The sequence below is a fragment of the Sinorhizobium arboris LMG 14919 genome, assembly GCF_000427465.1.
GTDB lineage: Bacteria > Pseudomonadota > Alphaproteobacteria > Rhizobiales > Rhizobiaceae > Sinorhizobium > Sinorhizobium arboris.
The window spans coordinates 1,333,645-1,354,171 of sequence record NZ_ATYB01000014.1; the positions used below are offsets into that span (position 1 = coordinate 1,333,645).

17 protein-coding genes are annotated in these 20,527 nt (G+C 62.3%); 16 read left to right on the plus strand and 1 reads right to left on the minus strand.

Annotated elements, in window-relative coordinates; all coding sequences use genetic code 11:
- The first annotated feature begins 29 nt into the window (after positions 1-29).
- The 14 genes from argS (at position 30) to SINAR_RS0117670 (ending at position 16,177) form a co-directional block, all read left to right on the plus strand.
- Positions 30-1,787, plus strand: a complete 1,758-nt coding sequence (gene argS / locus SINAR_RS0117605) for an arginine--tRNA ligase (RefSeq protein WP_028000303.1) — start codon at positions 30-32, stop codon at positions 1,785-1,787.
- A 63-nt stretch (positions 1,788-1,850) separates the two neighbouring features.
- A complete protein-coding gene (locus tag SINAR_RS0117610; RefSeq protein ID WP_028000304.1) occupies positions 1,851-4,703 on the plus strand; it encodes an SPOR domain-containing protein in 2,853 nt (950 codons plus the stop codon).
- Positions 4,704-4,904: 201 nt separating this feature from the next.
- The gene (gene nagZ, locus SINAR_RS0117615; RefSeq protein ID WP_028000305.1) at positions 4,905-5,939 is read left to right on the plus strand and encodes a beta-N-acetylhexosaminidase; all 1,035 of its coding nucleotides are present in this window, start codon (positions 4,905-4,907) and stop codon (positions 5,937-5,939) included.
- Positions 5,940-5,983: 44 nt separating this feature from the next.
- Complete coding sequence (locus tag SINAR_RS0117620) at positions 5,984-6,850, plus strand: segregation and condensation protein A (protein ID WP_028000306.1); 867 nt, start codon at positions 5,984-5,986, stop codon at positions 6,848-6,850.
- Positions 6,843-7,571 carry an SMC-Scp complex subunit ScpB gene (scpB, locus tag SINAR_RS0117625; protein WP_028000307.1) on the plus strand — a complete coding sequence of 243 codons (729 nt, stop codon included), beginning with the start codon at positions 6,843-6,845 and terminating at the stop codon, positions 7,569-7,571. The genes SINAR_RS0117620 and scpB overlap by 8 nt, the downstream gene beginning before the upstream one ends.
- Before the next feature lie 185 nt (positions 7,572-7,756).
- A complete protein-coding gene (locus tag SINAR_RS0117630; RefSeq protein ID WP_028000308.1) occupies positions 7,757-8,866 on the plus strand; it encodes an ABC transporter ATP-binding protein in 1,110 nt (369 codons plus the stop codon).
- Between the two features lie 93 nt (positions 8,867-8,959).
- Positions 8,960-9,166: a twin-arginine translocase TatA/TatE family subunit gene (locus SINAR_RS0117635; protein ID WP_028000309.1), complete on the plus strand. Its 207-nt coding sequence runs from the start codon at positions 8,960-8,962 to the stop codon at positions 9,164-9,166.
- Between the two features lie 71 nt (positions 9,167-9,237).
- A complete protein-coding gene (tatB, locus tag SINAR_RS0117640; RefSeq protein WP_028000310.1) occupies positions 9,238-9,885 on the plus strand; it encodes a Sec-independent protein translocase protein TatB in 648 nt (215 codons plus the stop codon).
- Positions 9,882-10,724, plus strand: coding sequence for a twin-arginine translocase subunit TatC (gene tatC / locus SINAR_RS0117645; RefSeq protein ID WP_028000311.1), 843 nt, complete (start codon positions 9,882-9,884; stop codon positions 10,722-10,724). The genes tatB and tatC overlap by 4 nt, the downstream gene beginning before the upstream one ends.
- 134 nt (positions 10,725-10,858) lie before the next feature.
- Positions 10,859-12,142 carry a serine--tRNA ligase gene (serS, locus tag SINAR_RS0117650; protein ID WP_028000312.1) on the plus strand — a complete coding sequence of 428 codons (1,284 nt, stop codon included), beginning with the start codon at positions 10,859-10,861 and terminating at the stop codon, positions 12,140-12,142.
- Between the two features lie 29 nt (positions 12,143-12,171).
- Positions 12,172-12,942: a 5'/3'-nucleotidase SurE gene (gene surE, locus SINAR_RS0117655; protein ID WP_028000313.1), complete on the plus strand. Its 771-nt coding sequence runs from the start codon at positions 12,172-12,174 to the stop codon at positions 12,940-12,942.
- Positions 12,939-13,592 (plus strand): protein-L-isoaspartate(D-aspartate) O-methyltransferase, encoded by a 654-nt coding sequence (locus tag SINAR_RS0117660; protein WP_028000314.1) that lies wholly within the window; start codon positions 12,939-12,941, stop codon positions 13,590-13,592. Before surE ends, SINAR_RS0117660 begins: the two co-directional genes overlap by 4 nt.
- A 189-nt stretch (positions 13,593-13,781) precedes the next feature.
- The gene (locus tag SINAR_RS0117665; RefSeq protein ID WP_028000315.1) at positions 13,782-14,435 is read left to right on the plus strand and encodes a hypothetical protein; all 654 of its coding nucleotides are present in this window, start codon (positions 13,782-13,784) and stop codon (positions 14,433-14,435) included.
- A gap of 206 nt (positions 14,436-14,641) precedes the next feature.
- Complete coding sequence (locus tag SINAR_RS0117670; protein ID WP_028000316.1) at positions 14,642-16,177, plus strand: LysM peptidoglycan-binding domain-containing protein; 1,536 nt, start codon at positions 14,642-14,644, stop codon at positions 16,175-16,177.
- A 63-nt stretch (positions 16,178-16,240) separates the two neighbouring features.
- On the opposite strand, the gene SINAR_RS0117675 is transcribed toward SINAR_RS0117670, so the two are convergent.
- Positions 16,241-17,116: an ATP-binding protein gene (locus SINAR_RS0117675; protein WP_028000317.1), complete on the minus strand. Its 876-nt coding sequence runs from the start codon at positions 17,114-17,116 to the stop codon at positions 16,241-16,243.
- A gap of 335 nt (positions 17,117-17,451) precedes the next feature.
- Between SINAR_RS0117675 and yajC the strand changes: the two genes are divergently transcribed.
- On the plus strand, positions 17,452-17,784 hold the full coding sequence (gene yajC / locus SINAR_RS0117680) for a preprotein translocase subunit YajC (protein WP_028000318.1): 333 nt from the start codon (positions 17,452-17,454) through the stop codon (positions 17,782-17,784).
- 164 nt (positions 17,785-17,948) lie between these two features.
- A complete protein-coding gene (gene secDF, locus SINAR_RS0117685; protein ID WP_028000319.1) occupies positions 17,949-20,525 on the plus strand; it encodes a protein translocase subunit SecDF in 2,577 nt (858 codons plus the stop codon).
- Positions 20,526-20,527: the final 2 nt, after the last annotated feature.

Genomic DNA, 20,527 nt, shown 5'->3' on the forward strand with positions numbered 1-20,527 from the left:
AGTGTGGCTGGAAAAAGCGGACGGATTAGATGAACCTTTTCACAGACTTCGAAGCAAGAATTAACAGAATTCTGGAATCGATTGATATCGTTCGTGAAAAGCGATCCGAGCTGGACTTTGGGCGCATCAATATAGAGCCGCCGCGCGATGCAAGTCACGGCGATGTGGCGACCAATGCCGCAATGGTGCTCGCCAAGCCTCTGGGCATGAACCCGCGCGCCCTGGCGGACCTTATCGTGGACAAGCTCGGGCAGGATCCGGAGGTCGCCGAAGTTTCGGTTGCCGGTCCCGGTTTCATCAATGTCCGCCTGTCGGTCTCCTATTGGCAGAAACTTCTGGCGGCGATAACGCGCGCCGGCGTCGATTACGGACGCAGCACGCTCGGTGCCGGACGCAAGATCAACGTGGAATATGTCTCGGCCAATCCGACCGGGCCGATGCATGTCGGCCATTGCCGCGGCGCCGTCGTCGGGGATGCCCTCGCCAATCTGCTGGCCTTTGCGGGCTATGACGTGACCAAGGAGTACTACATCAACGACGCAGGCTCGCAGATCGACGTGCTCGCCCGGTCGGCGTTCCTGCGCTATCGTCAGGCGCTCGGCGAGGATATCGGCGAGATTCCGCCGGGCCTCTACCCGGGTGACTATCTCGTGCCGGTGGGCGAGGCGCTTGCGGACGAGTACGGTACCAGCCTCAGGATCATGCCGGAGGACAAATGGGTGCCGCTCGTCAAGGAGCGCGTCATCGACGCCATGATGGCGATGATCCGCGAGGATTTGGCAGCACTCAACGTCAACCATGACGTGTTCTTTTCCGAGCGCGCCCTGCACGACAACGGCGCGGCGCGGATCCGCACGGCCATCAACGATCTGACCTTCAAGGGTCATGTCTATAAAGGCACTCTGCCGCCGCCGAAGGGGCAGCTGCCGGAAGACTGGGAAGGCAGGGAGCAGACGCTCTTCCGCTCGACCGAGGTCGGCGACGATATCGATCGCCCCCTGATCAAATCCGATGGCAGCTATACTTATTTCGCCGCCGATGTTGCTTACTTCAAGGACAAGTTCGACCGGGACTTCCAGGAAATGATCTATGTGCTCGGCGCGGATCATGGCGGCTACGTCAAGCGGCTGGAGGCTCTGGCGCGTGCGATTTCAGGCGGAACGGCGAAGCTGACGGTGCTGCTCTGCCAGCTTGTGAAGCTCTATCGCAACGGCGAGCCGGTGAAGATGTCCAAGCGCTCGGGCGATTTCGTGACGCTGCGCGACGTCGTTGACGAAGTCGGGCGCGATCCCGTGCGGTTCATGATGCTTTACCGGAAGAGCTCCGAGCCGCTCGATTTCGACTTTGCAAAGGTGACGGAGCAGTCGAAGGACAACCCGGTCTTCTACGTCCAATACGCCCACGCGCGCTGCCGTTCCGTTTTCCGCCAGGCTGCGGAAGCATTCCCGGATCTTGATCTGTCGTCCATTGACCTCGCCGGCGCGGCGGGCACGATTGTCGATGCCGCCGAAATGCAGCTGGTCGCTAAGCTCGCAGAATATCCCCGCGTGGTCGAGGCGGCAGCACTCGCGCATGAGCCTCACCGAATCGCTTTTTACCTGTATGATCTTGCTGCGGTCTTCCACGGACACTGGAACAAAGGTAAGGAAAACCCGGAATTACGTTTTGTTAACGATAAGAATAGAGAATTAAGCATTGCCAGACTCGGGCTGGTGCATGCTGTCGCCTCGGTATTGAAGTCGGGCCTGTCGATTACAGGCACCTCAGCACCGGATGAGATGCGGTAAGTAGTGTCACCATTTCCCCACAATGCACTGGCAATTCAACGCAGGCTGTTGTGAGTGGAGAGTATGGCAGACAAACAATTCGCACGAAGCGGACCGGCAGAATTCGATACACTGGCCGATGATGATCCGTTGAGCGAACTTGCCCGCATTGTCGGTTACGATGCTCGGCCAGCCGTTCAGCAATTGCAGGAGCTTCAGCGCCATCAGGAGGCGATGCGGCGCGAGCCCGCCTTCGATCTCGAGGAGGAACTCCTCCGCGCGTTCGACAGCTACGACGCTCCCCAGGCAGCGCCGGTTCGGCCCGACAGCGGCCTTGTCGAGCATCCGTCTGCCGGCGTGTCGGACGATGGAGCGCATGCTGCCTTCGATGAACGGCTTGCCCAGGACGTAACCGTCACCGATGCGGCCCCCTTTGAGGCGGTCGCCCCGGCCGCCGAATTGCCTTCCGTCGAGGCTCCAGCCGAACAGCCGGCAGGCGCCGATAGGGAATTTCAGCCGGCGTCCTATTCCCCTCCGCCGAACGAGGATTTCGTTGAAAGCGTCAGGGCACCGCGCGACGAACCGGTCGTGGACCTGGAGCGCGAGCTCGAGTTGTCGCTCGGCTACGATACGTCACCCGAAGCAGCCGACACCGCGCAACCGGGTTCAACCGATGCGGACGTGAGCGATGTCCCGGTTTTCGCCGACTGGCAGGAGCCGCTCTCCTCCAAGCTCGCCATTGCCGGCAAACTTGCCGAGCAAGCCGGGCTGGCAGAACCCGTCTACGTCGATATGGCCGGCGATGCAGCTGGTCCGGTCGCTGGGGATGAGCGTGCGGCAGTTGCCGCAGCGCCTGCGGAAACGGCGTTGCAGCCGGGCGCTTCTGCGGACGCCGACCGGCTTCTGGCCGATGTAGAACGTTTTCCCGTACCTGCGGTCGCAGGACCTGCTGTCCCTGCAGCGGCCGAAACGCGCGAGCGGCCCGCACCGGCCAAGAAGAACAGCTATCCATTCACGCCGACATTCAGCCGCGCAACGCCGGTGGCGTCACCCGGCGGCGTTTCGCAGCAGCGGGCTTTCGCTACGCCAACCGTCGAGACGGCTGTCGCAAGCGCGGTTGCCCCAAGACCGGCGGTCGTCTCGCCGGAACAGGTGTCCGAGATGCATGCGGAAGCAGCGCCTCAGGTGCCGCAAAGCAGAATGCCGGAAGCGGAAGTCGAGCCGAGCTTCGATATCGAGGGCTTCGAACTGGAGTTGGCCGATATAGCGCTCGATCTCGATCTTATGGATGAGCCGGTCGCTGATGCTCCTGCCAAGGCTGTCGCCACGCAAGCGGCGCTGTCGCATCCGGCGCTCGTCGAAACGCCTGCGCAGCCGTACCTGCAGGCGCTGAACGCGCCGCGCGAGCGCGAGACATTCGCCGACAGGCCGCAGACGCCTGTGCCGCAGATGCCGGCGCCGGTGGAATCGGAAAAGCAGCATGCCGAAAGCGCCCTGCCTTTCGATCCGGCGATGATCGGCGAAACCGAGACCGGGGTCGCACCTATTGCCGAACTGGACGTTCCGCAATTGCCTGCGGTCGAGGCCGAGAAAGCAGTCGCTTATCCGGCCGACTACGATCTGGATATCGATGCCGAGATGGCGCAGCTTTTCAGCGCGCCCGCTGCCAGGAGCGGCGCGGACCTCGAAACCGGGCCCGTGGCGGCGGACAAGGCCGCTCCGGCATTCGCACCGGCCGATGATTTCGATGAGTTCGAGAAGGCGATGGAGGAGGATTTCCAGCGCTCCATGGCGGAGCGTCGTAGCGCAACGCGGGAAGCCGAGGCCCTGACGGCAATGCCCCACGCTCAGGCCGAAGCATACGGTGAAGAAGGTTATGGCCGTCGCTCCCAGCGCACCATGCTGCTGGCCGCAAGCGTTGCCGGCATCATCATCATCGGCGGCGCCGCCGTCTACGCCTGGATGGGCGGCAGCAATGCAGCGCTTTCCGGCGACGGTCCGAAGATCATCCTTGCGGACAAGGCGCCGGTGAAGGTCGTTCCCGAGGAAAAGGGCGGCAAGACCGTGCCGAACCAGGACAAGGCGGTTTACGACCGCGTTGCCGGGGTCTCGGGCAAGGTGCCGCTCCAGCAGAGCCTGGTCTCCTCGACGGAGGAGCCGATGGATGTGGTGCAGCGGACGCTGACGCCAGAGACCTTGCCGCTCGAGGGACGCGGGGACGACGAGATGTTGCCGGGTGCTTCGCCCGCCGACGAAGACGAGGTCGCCCGCCTCTTGCCGGGCAGTGACGCCGGTAATGCCGCTGATGAAGACGAAGCGGCCCCCGCCGTCGCGCCGCGCAAGGTCCGAACCATGATCGTCAAGCCGGACGGTACGCTTGTCCCCCGTGAGGATCCGGCTCCGCCAAGCGCGACCGTCGCGACAACCGGCGGTGCGGCGCCGATCCCGGCTCGTGCGTCCGGTGAAGCTGTTGCTGCCGGATCGCAGGGCGAAGCTAGCGCCGCCGCGCAGCCGGACCAGCTCGCTGCAACGGCTGATGGGGCCACGCCCGTTCGGAGCGTAAAGACGACCGCATTGCCGCAGGCACGCCCTGCCGCGCAGCCGCAGGCGGCCGCTTCCAACAATGCCCCCGCGCAAAACCAGCCCGCAACCGAAACGGCAGCCGCGCCGCTGGCGACGGCTTCGGTTCCCGCCGGCAGCTATGTGATCCAGATTGCCTCTCTGCCCTCGGAGGCCGAGGCGCAGAAGAGCTACAACAATCTCTCGTCGAAGTTCGCGAGCGTGATCGGCGGTCGCGGGGTGGACATCCGCAAGGCGGAGATTGCTGGCAAGGGCACGTACTACCGGGTCAGGATACCTGCCGGTTCGCGCGAGGAGGCGAATTCGCTTTGCTCTCGCTATAAAAGCGCCGGCGGAAACTGCCTCGTAACCAAATAGGCGCGGTACAGTACGAGACGAAAAACGGGCGCGGCAGAGTTGCCGCGCCCGTTTTCTTTGTGCAGGCTGCCGGATGCTTATGTCCCGGTGCGTCTCGATGTCCTCAGAGCGCCTTAACTCCTTGAAGCTGCGCACATCCGGACCGAGAACGCTGCGCACTTTTTCCGGAATCGATCCAAGTCGGCTACGCTTTGGGAAAACATGCAGTATGCTTTTCGCATGAGCGAATCAAAGGCATTTATCTCCGGCTGCAAGGGACTTACGCTGACGCAGGAAGAACGGGACTTCTTTGCGGGCGAGCGTCCTTGGGGCTTCATTCTCTTCGGACGCAATATCGGCGAGGAAGGGCAGATCCGCGACCTGGTGGCGAGCCTGCGCGACAGCATCGGCAACGCCCGCGCGCCGGTGCTGATCGACCAGGAGGGCGGTCGCGTCCAACGCATACGCCCGCCGCTCGTGCAGCAATACCCGAATGGCGCGGCGATCGGTGAAATCTATCGGCGGGACAGGGAACTCGGCCTGCGCGCCGCGTGGCTCATGGGGCGCCTGCACGCCTTCGACCTGATGCGCTTCGGCATTACGGTCGATTGCCTGCCCGTGCTCGATGTGCCGGTGCCCGGCAGCCATGACGTGATCGGCAATCGCGCCTATGGGCATGACCCGGCGACGGTGATTGCGATCGGGCGCGCGATGAGCGATGGCTTGAAGGCGGGCGGCATGTTGCCGGTGATGAAGCACATGCCCGGCCACGGCCGGACCTTCGTCGACTCGCACCACAGCCTGCCGATCGTCAGCGCCGGTCTCGATGAGTTGAAGCGCAGCGATTTTCTGCCCTTTGCGGCGATGAAGGACGAAGCGATGGCCATGTCGGCGCACATGGTCTTCACTGCGATCGATCCGGACAACCCCGCGACGACATCTGCAAAGGTCGTACGCGAGATCATTCGCGGCCATATCGGTTTCGACGGCCTGCTGATGTCCGATGACGTATCCATGAACGCGCTTGCCGGGGACATGGCTGCACGTGCCGGCGGAATAATCGCCGCCGGTCTTGATCTCGTCTTGCATTGTCATGGCATTATGGAAGAAATGATGGCCGTGGCAGATGTCGTTCCGGTTCTCTCCGGGGAGAGGCTCCGCCGGGCGAGGGCTGCCGAGGCGGCTTTCCGGGAACCGGACGACGCAGTCGAAGCTGCACTGCGCGCGGAGTTCAACGCAATGTTCGCGCTGGCCTAGGCCCCTGAACCTGGCGGGCGGTCCGTTGCTGAAAGGGCAAGGTCTTGAGCAATCCGGATGAAAGGCAAGGACAGCCTTCTGCGAAGGCGCCAATCGGGCCTCTATGGCAGGACGAGTCTGCCCGTGTCGGATTGCACGAGGACGAGCTCGTCGTCGACATCGCCGGCTTCGAAGGCCCGCTGGACCTCTTGCTGCACCTCGCACGCAGCCAGCGTGTCGATCTTTCCCGCATCTCGGTGCTGGCGCTGGCGGAGCAGTATATCGCCTTCATCGAGCGGGCTCGGTCCATTCGCATCGAGCTTGCCGCCGACTATCTCGTCATGGCGGCATGGCTTGCCTATCTCAAGTCGCGTCTCCTTATACCGCAGCCGGCAAAGGATGAAGGACCATCGGGCGAGGAAATGGCCTCGGCTCTTGCATTCCGCCTGAAGCGCCTCGAGGCTATGCGCGACGCCGCGACGAAACTTGTGAACAGGAATCGCCTCGGGCGGGACGTCTTCGTACGCGGCGCCCCCGAACACATCGTCACGGAGAGGAAATCCGACTATGACGCCTCGCTTTACGATCTGCTGGCAGCCTATGCGACGCTCAGGCAGCGCCAGGCGATAACGCAGGTGACGATCGAGAAGCGGCACGTCTGGTCGCTCGGCGACGCGCGTTTGATTCTGGCGAGGATGGTCGGCAGCCTTGACGACTGGACGGCGCTCGACCATTTCCTGATCCGCTACATGACGAGTCCGAAGGAGCGCGCGACGGCGATTGCGAGCTCCTTTGCGGCGTCGCTCGAAATGGTGCGCGAGGGGCGGTTGGAGATCCGTCAGGAGGGCGCTTTCACGCCGATCTATGTTCGGCGCGGGCCAAATCCGATCGATGCGGCAACCTTGGCGGAGATGGAGGCGGCGCGTGGCTGAAGCCCAGAAATTCTTGCCGGACTCACCGGATGACGAGGACTACACCGAAGAATTCTCTTTTGATCCGAGGCTTGAGCGGGAGGCCGAGCGGATTGCCGAAGCGCTCGTTTTCGCCTCCGCTCAACCGGTTTCCGAAGCCTATATTGCCGGCCGGCTGCCGCGCGGCATCGACGTCGGAGGCGTTATGGCGCGGCTCAAGAACCGTTATGCGGGGAGCGGCGTCAACCTTGTTCAGGTCGCCGATCATTGGGCCTTCCGCACGGCCGCGGATCTCTCCTTTGTCGTTCAGACGGACGAGCAGGAGGTCCGCAAACTTTCGCGCGCGGCGCTGGAAGTGCTGGCGATCATCGCCTATCACCAGCCGGTGACGCGGGCCGAGATCGAGGATATCCGCGGCGTTCAGACCTCGAAAGGCACCCTCGACGTGTTGATGGAGGCAGGGTGGGTGCGGTTCCGCGGCCGCAGGCGCACGCCGGGGCGTCCGGTTACGTTCGGGACGACGCGAGACTTCCTCGATCACTTCGGTCTCGAGGAGATCCGCGATCTGCCGGGCATCGATGAGTTGAAGGGAGCCGGCCTGCTGTCCGGACGTGTCCCCTCCAACTTGAATATTCCGGTTCCGGTCGGCGAGGATGAGTTTGCCGAAAACGAAGATCCCATCACCCAGATGGACCTCGAAGAGCTGGGGCTCTTGACACCGAAGGCCGAAGAAGACGATTAAATCCTGAGTAAGGATATCGGCTTTAGACCCCGGAGCGGGATGAGGAAAATCGTGTGCGTTTTTCCGCCCGCATACCCGCTCTGACCTATTAGATTCGATCACGATGATTTCAGGCTGATCCGACCTGGAATTATCGTGATCTCCAGCTCCGATGGCACGGTGCCTTCGGGTCGAGGAATGCAGGTATGGTTTCAGATGCGCGTAACGGCGCTGTCACGATGACGAGGCGCTCGGGAGTGTCGTTCGCAGCGAACCTGGCATTCGAGAATATCAGCCATCGCTACCATTCCAAGGATACGATCAAGGGTGTCACGCTCAAGGCGGAGGCCGGCGAAGTGCTCTGCTTGCTCGGACCTTCCGGCTCCGGCAAGACGACGCTATTGCGCATTGCCGCGGGCATCGAGATGCAGACGGGCGGACGGCTTCTGCTGAACGGACAGGAGATATCCGGTCCTTCCATTTTCGTTCCGCCGGAGAAGCGCGGCGTTGGCCTTATGTTCCAGGACTTCGCTTTATTCCCTCACATGACCATCCGTGAAAACGTCTGTTTCGGCTTGACCGAACTGCCGAAGAAGAAGGCACTGATGCAGGCCGATGCGGCGCTGGAGCGGGTCGGCCTTCTGCATTATGCGGAGCGGTATCCGCATGTGCTTTCGGGCGGCGAGCAGCAGCGCGTGGCGCTGGCCCGTGCGCTTGCGCCGCGGCCGGCGGTGCTACTGATGGACGAACCCTTTTCCGGTCTCGATTCACGGCTCAAGGATTCCATCCGCGCCGACACGCTCGCCATCCTGCGCGAGACGCGGGCCACCGCCATCGTCGTAACGCACGACGCCGAGGAAGCGATGCGCATGGCCGACCGGATCGCCCTTTTGAGGGAGGGGCAACTGGTGCAGGTCGGCACGGCGGACGAACTCTATCGCCGGCCTTGCGATCTGTTCACCGCCGGGTTCTTCTCAGAGATAAACGTCTTCGATGCGTGCGTGCGGGACGGTCGTGTCGAAACGCCGCTGGGGGTGGTGGCCGCAGGGCAGTATCCGGAGGGGCAGCCGCTGAGTGTGGCCGTGCGCCTCTCCGGCATCCAGGTCAATGAGGAAGGCGGGAAAATCCCCGCGCGCATCGTATCCCGGCGCTTCCTGGGCGTCGTGGAGCTTTTGGAACTCGCGGTGCCGCAGTCCGAGCGCACGGTTCGGGCCCGCATCCGTGCCGATTTGCTGCCGCAAGGATTGCGTGACGTCACGCTTTCCGTTAACGAGCGCGACATATTGGTGTTTGAAAAAGACGCATCAACACCTTAGGGTCCGCCAAGAGGATGGCTTGCCCATGGGTGCGCCTGAAAAATGACAACGTGGTGGGCTCTAATCGGTTTAGGGTCTCGAGGGAGTAAGTGGATGGGTTCCTTTAGTATCTGGCATTGGCTGATCGTCCTTGCGGTGGTCCTGCTGCTGTTCGGCCGCGGCAAGATCCCGGAATTGATGGGTGACGTTGCCAAGGGCATCAAGAACTTCAAGAAAGGCATGAGCGACGAAGACGCCGCCTCGGCCGATAAAGCGATCGACGGCAAGACCGTCGACCACAAATCTGACGAAGTCCGCTGACGGTCGGAGTGGCGGGACCGGGTGCGAGCGGCGCCCGGTAGGCCTCATCACGGGTTTTTAGGGCACGTCGGATGCTTGATATCGGCTGGACCGAGCTTGTTGTTGTTGCAATCGTCTTGATCATCGTCGTCGGTCCGAAGGACCTTCCGCCGATGCTGCGCGCTTTTGGACGGATGACGTCCAAGATGCGTGGAATGGCGTCTGATTTCCGGCGACAATTCGACGAGGCGCTGCGCGAAGCCGATCTTGACGATGTGCGCAAGACGATCAGCGATGCGCAAAGCCTCAATCCGACCACCGCGTTGCGGGATGCGATGAACCCGCTGCGGCAGCTCGGAAACGAGATCAAGTCCGATCTGCAGAAGATAACAACGCCCGACCGGCCGTCGGAGCCGGCAACGCCCGAACCGCTGGCCGACCCGGTGAAGACCGACACCGGCGGCGAAACGGCGGCAAAGGCTACGGACAAGGTGGCGGCGGCAGCGGTGAGCTCTGCATCAAGACAGATGGATCGTGCCGCCGACGCGCCGAAGGCGAGCGGACCGAAAGCTGTGGCCAAGCCCAGAGCGCCGTCGAAGAAGGCAAGCGCCCCGAGCCCGAAGAACGCCACCGGCGACGCGGCATCGAAGAGGCCGGCCGCTCGCAAAGCGCCGAAGGAAGCGCCGGCTGCGAGCAAGGCGAAGACGCGCGCGGTTCCGCGCAAGAAAGGTGATGCATGAGCGGCGATATCGAGGACCGGCCGCAGCCGCTTATGGAACATCTTATCGAACTGCGCACGCGGTTGATGTGGGCGGTAGGGGCGTTTTTTGGGGCGTTCCTCGTCTGCTTCTATTTTGCCAAGCAGCTGTTCAATCTCCTTGTTCTGCCGTTCAAATGGGCAGTGAGCTGGGCCGGGCTCAGCCACCGCAACGTCGAACTCATCTATACGGCGCCGCAGGAATTCTTCTTCACGCAGATCAAAGTCGCGATGTTCGGTGCCCTGGTCATCGCATTTCCAGTCATCGCCTCGCAGGTCTACAAGTTCGTCGCGCCCGGTCTCTACAAGAACGAACGCGCGGCCTTCCTGCCGTTCCTGATCGCTTCGCCGGTCCTGTTCCTGATCGGCGGCGCGCTGGTCTACTTCTTCTTCACGCCCATGGTGATGTGGTTCTTCCTGGCCATGGAGCAGGGCGGCGGTGAGGGGCAGGTCGCAATCCAACTCCTGCCGAAGGTCTCCGAGTATCTCAGCCTTATCATGTCGCTGGTCTTCGCCTTCGGCCTGGTGTTCCAGTTGCCCGTCATCACGACCCTCCTGGCGCGTGTCGGCTTCGTCACCGCTCAGGGGCTCGCCGAAAAGCGGAAATACGCGATCGTGATCGCCTTCGTCGTTGCGGCGGTTCTGACCCCGCCGGATCCGGTTTCCCAGATCGGCCTTGCGCTGCCAGCCATCCTTCTCTACGAAATTTCAATCTACACGGCGCGACTCGTCGAAAGGCGAAGGGCTGCCGAGGCCCTCGAGCGTGAGGCTGCGTCTGAGCAGGAAAGCTCGTCCGAGACGGCTGACCCCGCCAAGGGCTGACCGCAGAGTTCTTGCCGTTTACCACAGCGCCTGCGCTTTCCGGACGCGCAAGGCGCTTCGGCACTTTTGAATCGCCGCGCGATTTCGTCGTAAACCGGTCCGACGTCATGCGGCAACCAACGCGTGGAACGACTATGCTCGATATCAAATGGATCCGTGACAATGCAGACGCGCTCGATAACGCCTTGGCGAAACGGGGTGTGGAGCCATTGTCGGCGTCCCTGATCGCACTTGACGAACGCCGCCGCGCAGTCCTCCAGTCGCTGCAGGACATGCAGTCCCGCCGCAATTCCGCGTCGAAGGAGATCGGCGCGGCAATGGCCCAGAAGAACAGCGAACTGGCCGACAGGCTCAAGGCCGAAGTCGCGGAACTCAAGGATGCGTTGCCGGCGGCCGAAGAGGAAAGCCGCCGGATCGAAGCCGAGCTCTCCGATGCGCTGTCGCGAATCCCCAACACGCCGCTTGACGACGTGCCCGTCGGCCCGGACGAAAGCGCCAATGTCGTGACGCGGATCGTCGGCGCAAAGCCCACCTGGAACCATAAGCCTCTCGAGCATTTCGAGATCGGCGAGGCGTTGGGACTGATGGACTTCGAAGGAGCGGCCAGGATTGCCGGTTCGCGCTTCACGATCCTGAAGGGCCGGCTTGCTCGTCTTGAAAGGGCGCTCGGTCAGTTCATGCTCGATCTTCACACCGGAGAGCACGGATATATCGAAGTTCAGCCGCCTTTGCTCGTCCGCGACGACGCGATGTACGGCACCGGCCAGTTGCCGAAATTCGCCGACGACCTCTTCCGGACGACCGACGAACGCTGGTTGATCCCGACGGCGGAAGTCCCGCTGACGAACATGGTGCGGGAGCAGATCCTCGAGGGCGAAAAGCTGCCGTTGCGCTTCACCGCGCTCACTCCGTGCTTCCGCTCTGAAGCCGGTTCCGCCGGTCGCGACACCCGCGGCATGTTGCGCCAGCATCAGTTCAACAAGGTCGAGCTGGTGTCGATCACCGATGCCGAAAGCTCGATCGACGAGCACGAGCGCATGACCGCTTGTGCCGAGGAGGTGCTGAAGCGCCTCGGCCTGCACTACCGCGTCATGACGCTTTGTACCGGCGATATGGGGTTCGGCGCGCGCAAGACCTATGATCTCGAGGTCTGGCTGCCTGGACAGGACGCCTATCGCGAGATCTCCTCCTGCTCGGTCTGCGGTGATTTCCAGGCTCGCCGGATGAATGCGCGTTACCGCGGAAAAGAAGAGAAGGGGACGAAGTTTGTCCACACGCTGAACGGTTCCGGCGTCGCGCTCGGCCGGGCGCTGATTGCCGTTGTCGAAAATTACCTGAATGATGACGGCTCGATCACGGTGCCGGACGTCCTTGTCCCTTACATGGGCGGCCTGCGACGGATCGAGAAAGCTGCCTGAGCACAACAAGGAAGCGGAAGAAGAGCGGCATGCGCATCCTGCTGACGAACGACGATGGCATTCACGCCGAGGGCCTTTCCGCCCTGGAACGGATCGCCCGCACGATATCGGACGACGTTTGGGTGGTGGCGCCGGAAGTGGACCAGAGCGGGCTTGCCCATTCGCTGACTCTTTCGGAGCCGCTGCGTCTGCGCCCGGTCTCCGAACGGCGGTTCGCGCTCCGGGGCACGCCGACCGATTGCGTGATCATGGCGGTCAAGAAGATCCTCGACCGGAAGCCCGACCTCGTCCTTTCCGGCGTCAATGTCGGCGCGAACCTTGCGGACGACGTCACCTATTCCGGAACGGTGGCCGGTGCGATAGAAGGCACGCTGCAGGGCATTCGCTCGATCGCGCTCAGCCAGGCCTACCATTATGCCGTCGGCCGGGACGTTCCCTGGGATGTGGCAGAGACGCACGCGCCGGCAATCATCCGCAAATTGATGAATGTCGACTTACCGGACGGAACGCTCATCAACCTGAATTTTCCGAACTGCCCCGTGGATGCCGTTGCAGGTGTGGAAGTCACCTCGCAGGGCAAGCTGGAATTCGGACTCAGCATCGATGAGCGGACGGACGGACGCGGCTTTCCCTATTTTTGGCTCCGCTTCGGTGAGCGTTCCGGTGACTTTCGCTCCGGCACCGACATTCGGGCATTGCGCGACAACCGGATCTCGGTAACGCCGCTTAAACTGGACATGACCGATCATACCGTTCAGGAGCGCATCGCGCGGGCATTGCGGGAAGGGACTGTCGCTTGAGCGGACGGATTTCCCAGCAGGAGGGGTTTGCGGCGATGGTGCTGCGGCTCCGTTCCGCCGGCATCGTCAATCATGAGTTGCTGAAGGCCGTGGAGCAGACGCCGCGGACGCTCTTCGCTCCGCCGCAATACCAGGACGAGGTCTATTCCAAGCGGCTGATCCCGCTCGATTGCGGATCGTTCATGGAGGGTTGCGACCTGGCCATTCGGCTTTTGCATTGTCTCAATCTCAAGCCGGGCCAGCGCATACTCGAGGTCGGAACCGGCAGCGGCTTTACCGCGGCCGTGATGGGGCGCGTCGCCGAGCGCGTGCTGACGATCGATCGGTATCAGACGCTCGTCGCATCGGCGCAAAAGAACCTGGAAAAGGCGGGCCTCCGCAACGTCGTCGTCCGGCAGGCCGATGGCAGCGCAGGCGTGCCGGGTGAGGGGACTTTCGACCGGATTCTCATTACTGCGGCATTCAACAGCCTTCCCCGGACGTTCTCCGATCATCTCGTCTCCGGCGGCACGCTGCTGGTGCCGATCATGATGAGCGAAACGCATTGCCGGATCGTTCGCGTCAACCGCACCGGCAGCCGTTTCGACCGGGAAGACCTGTTCGACGCGCCTTACCTGCCGATCGTCCCCCAGACCGCGTCCATTCTTTAGACCGGGAAAACTGTATAGCGGTTTTCGCTCCGGACGTGCGTTCGAAGGCTCTATCGGACATTTAACGGAATTTTAACTCCGCTCCAGTTCCGCGCAAGCTTGCCGCCCTAGGCCGGGACGGCATGGTCCTGACGCGAAGTGTGAGTTCCCTCCGCGTCGTGGTCGTCATGCAAATGACGGAGGCGGCAAATGCAGATCGAGAACAGACTGAATGCTCCCGCTGTTGCCGGTGACGGGCTGGGCAACCTCGCCGGGCGTTCGGCCGATCAGGCCGGCGCTGCAAGCAAGGCGGAAAACGGAGCGACGGTTCCGCCCACGAGTTTCGTCGACCCGACACCACGCATTTCGCTTTCCGCCGACGCGCTGCTTTTTCTCAGCCGGACAAAAAGAGCGCCTGAGACATTGCCGCCTCTGACGAAGGACGAGTGGAACAATCGCCTTTCGCCGCAACTTGCGGCACGCGAACGCCAGGCATTCGGCAAGTTCGCCGCAACCGGTGACTACAAGGCGTATTACAGGGCATTCATCGACTATTATGACGGCCTTCGCCCGGAGGACCAGAACAGCCTGCGTTATTTCGGGACCCGCGAGGCGGCAGTCGCGGGTCTGCGTTCGCTCGAATATGATACGGAAAGCGGCCTCGACATCGACGCGAACTTCGAGAGCCTGGTCAGCGTCTTCCTCGAAGAGGACAAGACCGCCCTTCCGCCGAACCCGACAACGACGCCGGACGCAGAGCGAGCGTCTTTCGCCTGGGATGCGTCCAACATCAGCTATGAGGACAATGCGCCCGAGCCGCGACCGATGACCGAAATCGAACGGCTCTATTCCGAGCTGATTTAGCGCATCGTACTTTGTGCATCCGTCTGGATGCACGCCGCTCCAACGATCCGTCTTCGCATTCCGCGGTGTATGTATGACCAGAAAACGCCCGCATCGGCGCGGCTATGGTTAGCGTTTCGCCAAAATGGTGTCGCCTTTAACCGGGCGGTAACTCTAATGCGCTTTAATCATTCTACAGCGAGTTGCGTTCGGAGTGGGTAAGCGTCATGCGTAAATTTGTATCTCCCCAGGCAGGCAAGTCTATGATCCGTCTCTGTGCGGCGATCCTGCTTGCGGGTGTTGCGACCGGTTGCAGTTCTGACGTCAGTCGCTTCGGCGGGCTCTTTTCTCGATCCGATGACATAATGACCGGCTCCATCCCGCGGGACTCGGGGCTGGTGCCGAGAGACAGTGTCGCGGGCGGCGGCACGGCACCCTCCTACGGAAGCAATGCTGCGGTCGGTCAATCCTATCCGGCCGGTGGCGGCAACGGGGGATACAACGCGGCGGCCGCGCCGGTATCCAGTGCCCGTGTCGCCTCGACGCCGATGAGCGTTCAGCGTGCGAGCCTCGGCGAACCGTCCGCCGCATCTCGGCAGCCGCAGGTCCAGACCGCTTCGCTCGAGTCTCAGGCGGCCGTCCTCCCGAGGGCGGAGCCGGCGGCTGCCAAGGATGTGTCGAGCAAGGGCGGTTGGAGCCCTGCCAACGCGCCGACCATCATGGTCCGTCCGGGCGATACGGTTAGTGTTCTCGCAAGGCGGTTCGGCGTCCCCGAGAAGGAGATCCTGAAGGCGAATGGCTTGAAGTCGGCAAGCCAGGTGGAGCCGGGGCAGCGCCTCGTCATACCGACATTCGGTGCCGCAGGCAGTGCTGCAAAGGCGGCCGCCTCAGGCTCGATCGCCGACGTAGAGGGCGGCAAGCAGCGTCCGTTGCCAGTGCCGGCCGGTCAGCGCGAGGTGGCGATCCTCTCCGGCCAGTCCCAATCGCGTGAAAAGAATGAAAGCCGCAGCGATATGGCTGCGGGCAAGCTCAACGGCGCCGGCGAAGGCGGTGGAGATGGCGCCTATACGGTCAAGCCGGGCGACTCGCTCAACCGGATCGCCAAGGCGAATGGCGTTTCGGTCGCTTCCCTGAAGCAGGCAAACGGCCTTACGACCGAGGCGATCCGTATCGGACAGAAACTCAACATTCCGACGAGTGCCTCGGCGAAAACGCCGGCGACCGACGCGGTTGTCACGGCTTCTGTTTCAGCCAAGAAGAACGATGCCAAGGTAGCTGCGACGGAGCAGATCAAGCCGGCGGAAGTGAAGGCTCCTGTCGCCAAGGAGAGCGTTTCGGAAGTTGCCATCAAGTCGGATGCTGACGAGGATCTTCCGAAATCGACCGGCATCGGAAAATATCGCTGGCCCGTCCGTGGCGCGGTCGTTGCGGCCTACGGCGCAAATGTCGACGGTAACCGGAACGACGGCATCAATATTTCCGTCCCGGAGGGTACGCCCATCAAGGCAGCGGAGAACGGCGTGGTGATCTACTCGGGCAGCAGCCTGAAGGAACTCGGCAATGCCGTTCTTGTGCGCCACGACGACGGTACGGTGACGGTTTACGGCAATGCTGCTGAACTCAAGGTTCAACGCGGTCAGAAAGTCCAGCGCGGGCAGACGCTCGCATCTTCCGGCATGACGGGCAGGGCGACGCGGCCGCAGGTGCACTTCGAGGTGCGGAAGAATGCGACCCCGGTCAACCCGGTCACCTATCTCGAATAAGCTGCGAACACCGGCTGCTGCTCCCGGGCCGCGACCACACCCAAGAAGAACCGTGCCGAGCGGCTACGCCGGGGTATCGAGCTGTCTGCGCAGGCGCCCGGCCAGATCCTGAATGAACTGCCAGGCGACGCGGCCGGACCTCGATCCCCGCGTCGTCGCCCATTCCAGGGCTTCGGCATGGAGCGCCTCGGACTCGATAGGCAGTTTGAAGTATTGCGCATACCCGTCGACCATTGCCAGATAGTCGTCCTGGCTGCATTTGTAGAAACCCAGCCAAAGTCCGAAACGGTCGGACAGCGACACCTTCTCCTCGACCGCTTCCGAGGGGTTTATGGCGGTGGATTGCTCGTTCTCCATCATGTTGCGCGGCAGCAGGTGCCTGCGATTGGAGGTCGCATAGAGCAGGACGTTGGCCGGGCGCCCCTCGACGCCGCCATCGAGAACTGCCTTCAGCGACTTGTAGGAGGTATCGTCGTGATCGAAGGAGAGATCGTCGCAGAAGACGATCACGGGCATCGGCGCTGCTTTCAGAATATCCATAAGCACAGGCAGGGTGGCGATGTCTTCCCGGTGCACTTCGACGAGTTTGAGCGCGCTGCCGGTGTCGTGTGCGACCTTTGCATGGACGGCCTTGACCAGGGACGATTTGCCCATTCCGCGCGCGCCCCACAGGAGTACGTTGTTAGCCGGATACCCTTCAGCAAAGCGCAGGGTATTGTCGAAGAGAATGTCGCGCACGTGGTCGACGCCGGCAATAAGCGCGAGATCGATGCGATTCGGCTTTGGAACGGGCTGCAGGTGGCGCGTGGCCGGTGCCCAGACGAAGCACTCCGCCTTGCCCCAGTCGTTGACGGCATATGCCGGCCCGGCGATACGATCCATCGCGGCCGAAAGGTTCCGTATTTCGTTGAGCAGGACGTCGATCTTGCTTTCGGACATTTCATGTATCTCCGGCAGACTGAACTTCAAACGCGGGCGGTCGACCCGCGCGGTAACGGGTGCGCCAGGGTACCCAAATCCTTGAATCGCCGCGTCGTTCGTCTTTCGGTCGAATCCCTCGAGGCTGTCGCAGCGGTTTTTTCTCGGTAGCACGGCGGTTTGCGCTGGAAAAGACCGGCAGCCTGCAACCGGGGGGTTCTCCTGCTGCGGAATTTGTGCCAGAGGCAGGAGAAACGGGGAAGAGCACCGAGGATTTGTGTTACGGGACGGCTTCCCTATATTCCGGCAGGTTTGCCGCGGGGGCAAGCGCGCAATTTGAACTTAAGGAGTGATCGATGTTTATTACCGAAGCTTTCGCGCAGACGGCGGCCCCTGGGGGCGGCGGCGCCGATATTCTGATGTCCATCCTGCCATTCCTGCTGATCTTCGTGGTGATGTACTTCCTGATCATCCGGCCGCAGCGCGCGCAGATGAAGCGCCGCGAAGAACTCCTGAAGAACATCCGGCGCGGCGATCAGGTCGTCACCGGCGGCGGCATTGTCGGCAAGGTGACCAAGGTCGTCGACGATGCGGAGCTCGAGGTGGAGATCGCCGAGGGCACCAAAGTCCGCGTCGTCCGCAGCGGCGTGTCCGAAGTTCGCGTGAAGGGCGAGCCCGTCAAGGAGTAACCCGGCGCGGGAGCGTGAAGAAGCGTATGCGGTCTTTACCCGCAGACCGCGCTTGCTTTTGGCATCGATCACGGTTTGATTTTGGCTCGACGCGAGGTCAAAATCACCGCGGTTAGAGCAGGGGCCTCGACCGGCAGAGACCGGCGGATGGAGCATTTCGACCTATGCCCAGGTTTTCGCCGTTCAAGAACATTCTCATCTGGCTGGTCGTCCTTGCAGGATTCGCCTTCGCGCTACCGAATGTACTTTCCAGGGAACAGCTTGCCGACTGGCCGACCTGGCTGCCGCATCGGCAGGTGCCGCTCGGGCTCGACCTCAGGGGCGGCTCCCACATCGTCCTGAAGGTCAGCCGCGAAGACATCGTTGCGGAGCGCCTGCAATCGACCATCGATGCGATCGCCGATACGCTGAGACAGGCGGATATCCACTATACGGGGCTTTCCGGCAGCGGACAGAGCCTTCAGTTTCGGCTCCGCGATGCCGCGCAGGCGCCTGCCGCACGTGAAGCGCTGAAGGCCTTGTCCGCCCCCGTTCAACAGGGCGGCTTTTTCGGGAATTCCATTCAGGAACTGGTTTACGAGGAAAGCGCGACCAGCGATACGCTTAGGCTTCGCCTGACGAACGAGGGCATCGACCTCAGGATCTCCGCTGCCGTCGCCCAATCCGTCGAGGTCGTGCGCCGCCGCGTCGGCGAAGTCATTGCCGTTGCGCCGGTCATAGAGCGTCGCGGCAGCGACCGACTGAGCGTGCAGGTGCCCGGTCTGGACGAGCCGCAAAGATTGAAGGACCTCCTCGGGCAGCGAGGCGATTTCGCCCTGAAGTGGCTCGATTCCTCGATGCCGGCGCAAGAGGCCGTCGATACGAGGCCGCCTGCTGGGTCCGAGGTCCTCTATTCGCTCGACGATCCACCGATTCCCTACCTTGTCGAGAGACGCGCCTTTGCTGCGGCGCCGGACTTCGCCGAGGCATTACCGGGCTTCGATCCGGAAACGAGCGAACCTATAGTCACCGCCAGGGTTGCGGCCGAAGCATCCGCACGGATCGCGCCGTTCTTGCAGTCGGATCCGAGAAAGCAGTTCGCGATCGTGCTCGACGGGCAGGTTGTCTCGACGTCCGTTCTGGACAAAGCGCTCTCCGGTGACACGGTCCGGATTTCCGGAAATCTCTCGGAGGACGGAGCGAACGATCTTGCCGCTCTGATGCGTGCCGGCCCGCTTCCCGTTTCGCTCACCGTTATCGAGGAGCGTACCGTTGGCCCCGAGGACGGAGCCGACGCCGTTGCAAACGGCCTCACGGCCGGTCTGATCGCGGCCGTTGCCGTCGCAGCCTGCATGATCGGCTTCTACGGGTTCTTCGGGGTCGTCGCCGTCATTGCCGTGATCGTGAACGTCGTGCTTATTATCGCGGTCCTGTCCGTCACCGGCGCCACGCTGACATTGCCTGGAATTGCCGGGATCATCCTCACGATCGGAATTGCGGTCGACTCGAACGTTCTCATCTATGAGCGCCTCAGGGAAGAGGCGCGCAGCAGCGACAAGCCCTTACGAAGGGCGCTGGATAGCGGGTTCGAACGCGTCCTGAGAAGCATCGTCGACGCGAATCTGACCATATTCATCGCTGGCGTCATTCTCCTCTATCTTGGCTCAGGCGCTATCCGGGGCTTTGCGGTCACGCTCGCCATCGGCAGCATCACCACCATTCTGACGGCGCACAGCCTGACACGCAGGCTTGTTCGCGGGTGGTATCGCCGCCGCCGGCCGCACCGGCTGCCGCGTGGCATTCGGACGGGTTTTTTCAGCCGGGCGGACTTCCGTTTCATGGCGATCCGCAATCCGGTCTTCATTCTGATGACGGCATTGTCGCTTGCTTCGCTGGTTCTCCTGACGAGTCTCGGTCTCAACATGGGAGCAGATTTCAGGGGGGGCTCCGTCATCGAGTTGCGGGCGCGTGCCGGCGTCGCCGATGTAGCCGATATTCGTGCGCGGCTGGACGAATTGAACCTCGGAGACGTGCAAATCGAGGAGCTTGGTTCGGCACGCGACGTTCTCGTCCGTGTCCCGTCGCAGGAAGCCGGCGACAATGCCGAGCAGACAGCCGTCGGCCTGGTGCGCGCCGAACTAGAGGACGAGTATGTCTTCCGGCGTGTGGAGGTGGTCGGACCCGGTGTGTCCGGCGAGCTGACGCGGGCAGGATCGATCGCCGTTGCCGCGGCGGTGCTGGCCGTTCTGCTTTACGTCTGGCTTCGGTTCGGCCGGCGGTTTGCCGTAGGAGCCATTATAGCGACGTTGCACGATGTTCTGCTGACGCTGGGTTTCCTCGTCGTGACAGGTATTGAATTCAATCTCGCCAGTATTGCAGCGCTGCTGACGATCGTGTGCTATTCGCTGAGCGACACCATGGTGATTTATGATCGAGTGCGGGAGAACCTGGTGCGCTATCGAAGGATGCCGCTTTCGGTCCTGATCGACACCTCGATCAACCAGACCCTGTCGCGGACCGTCCTGACCGCCTTGACGACACTCCTTGCTCTCATTGCACTATACCTGTTCGGGGGCAGCGTCCTTGTTCAGTCCTTCAGCGCGACACTCATATTCGGTGTGCTTGTGGGTACCGTTTCGTCGATCTATGTCGCAGGGCCGTTGCTCATTCTCTTCAATCGACGAAACAATCGCCTTGGAGGCACAGAGGACCCGACCGACGGGGATGCCTCGTCGGAGACGGAAGCGAAGGGTGCGGTGTGACC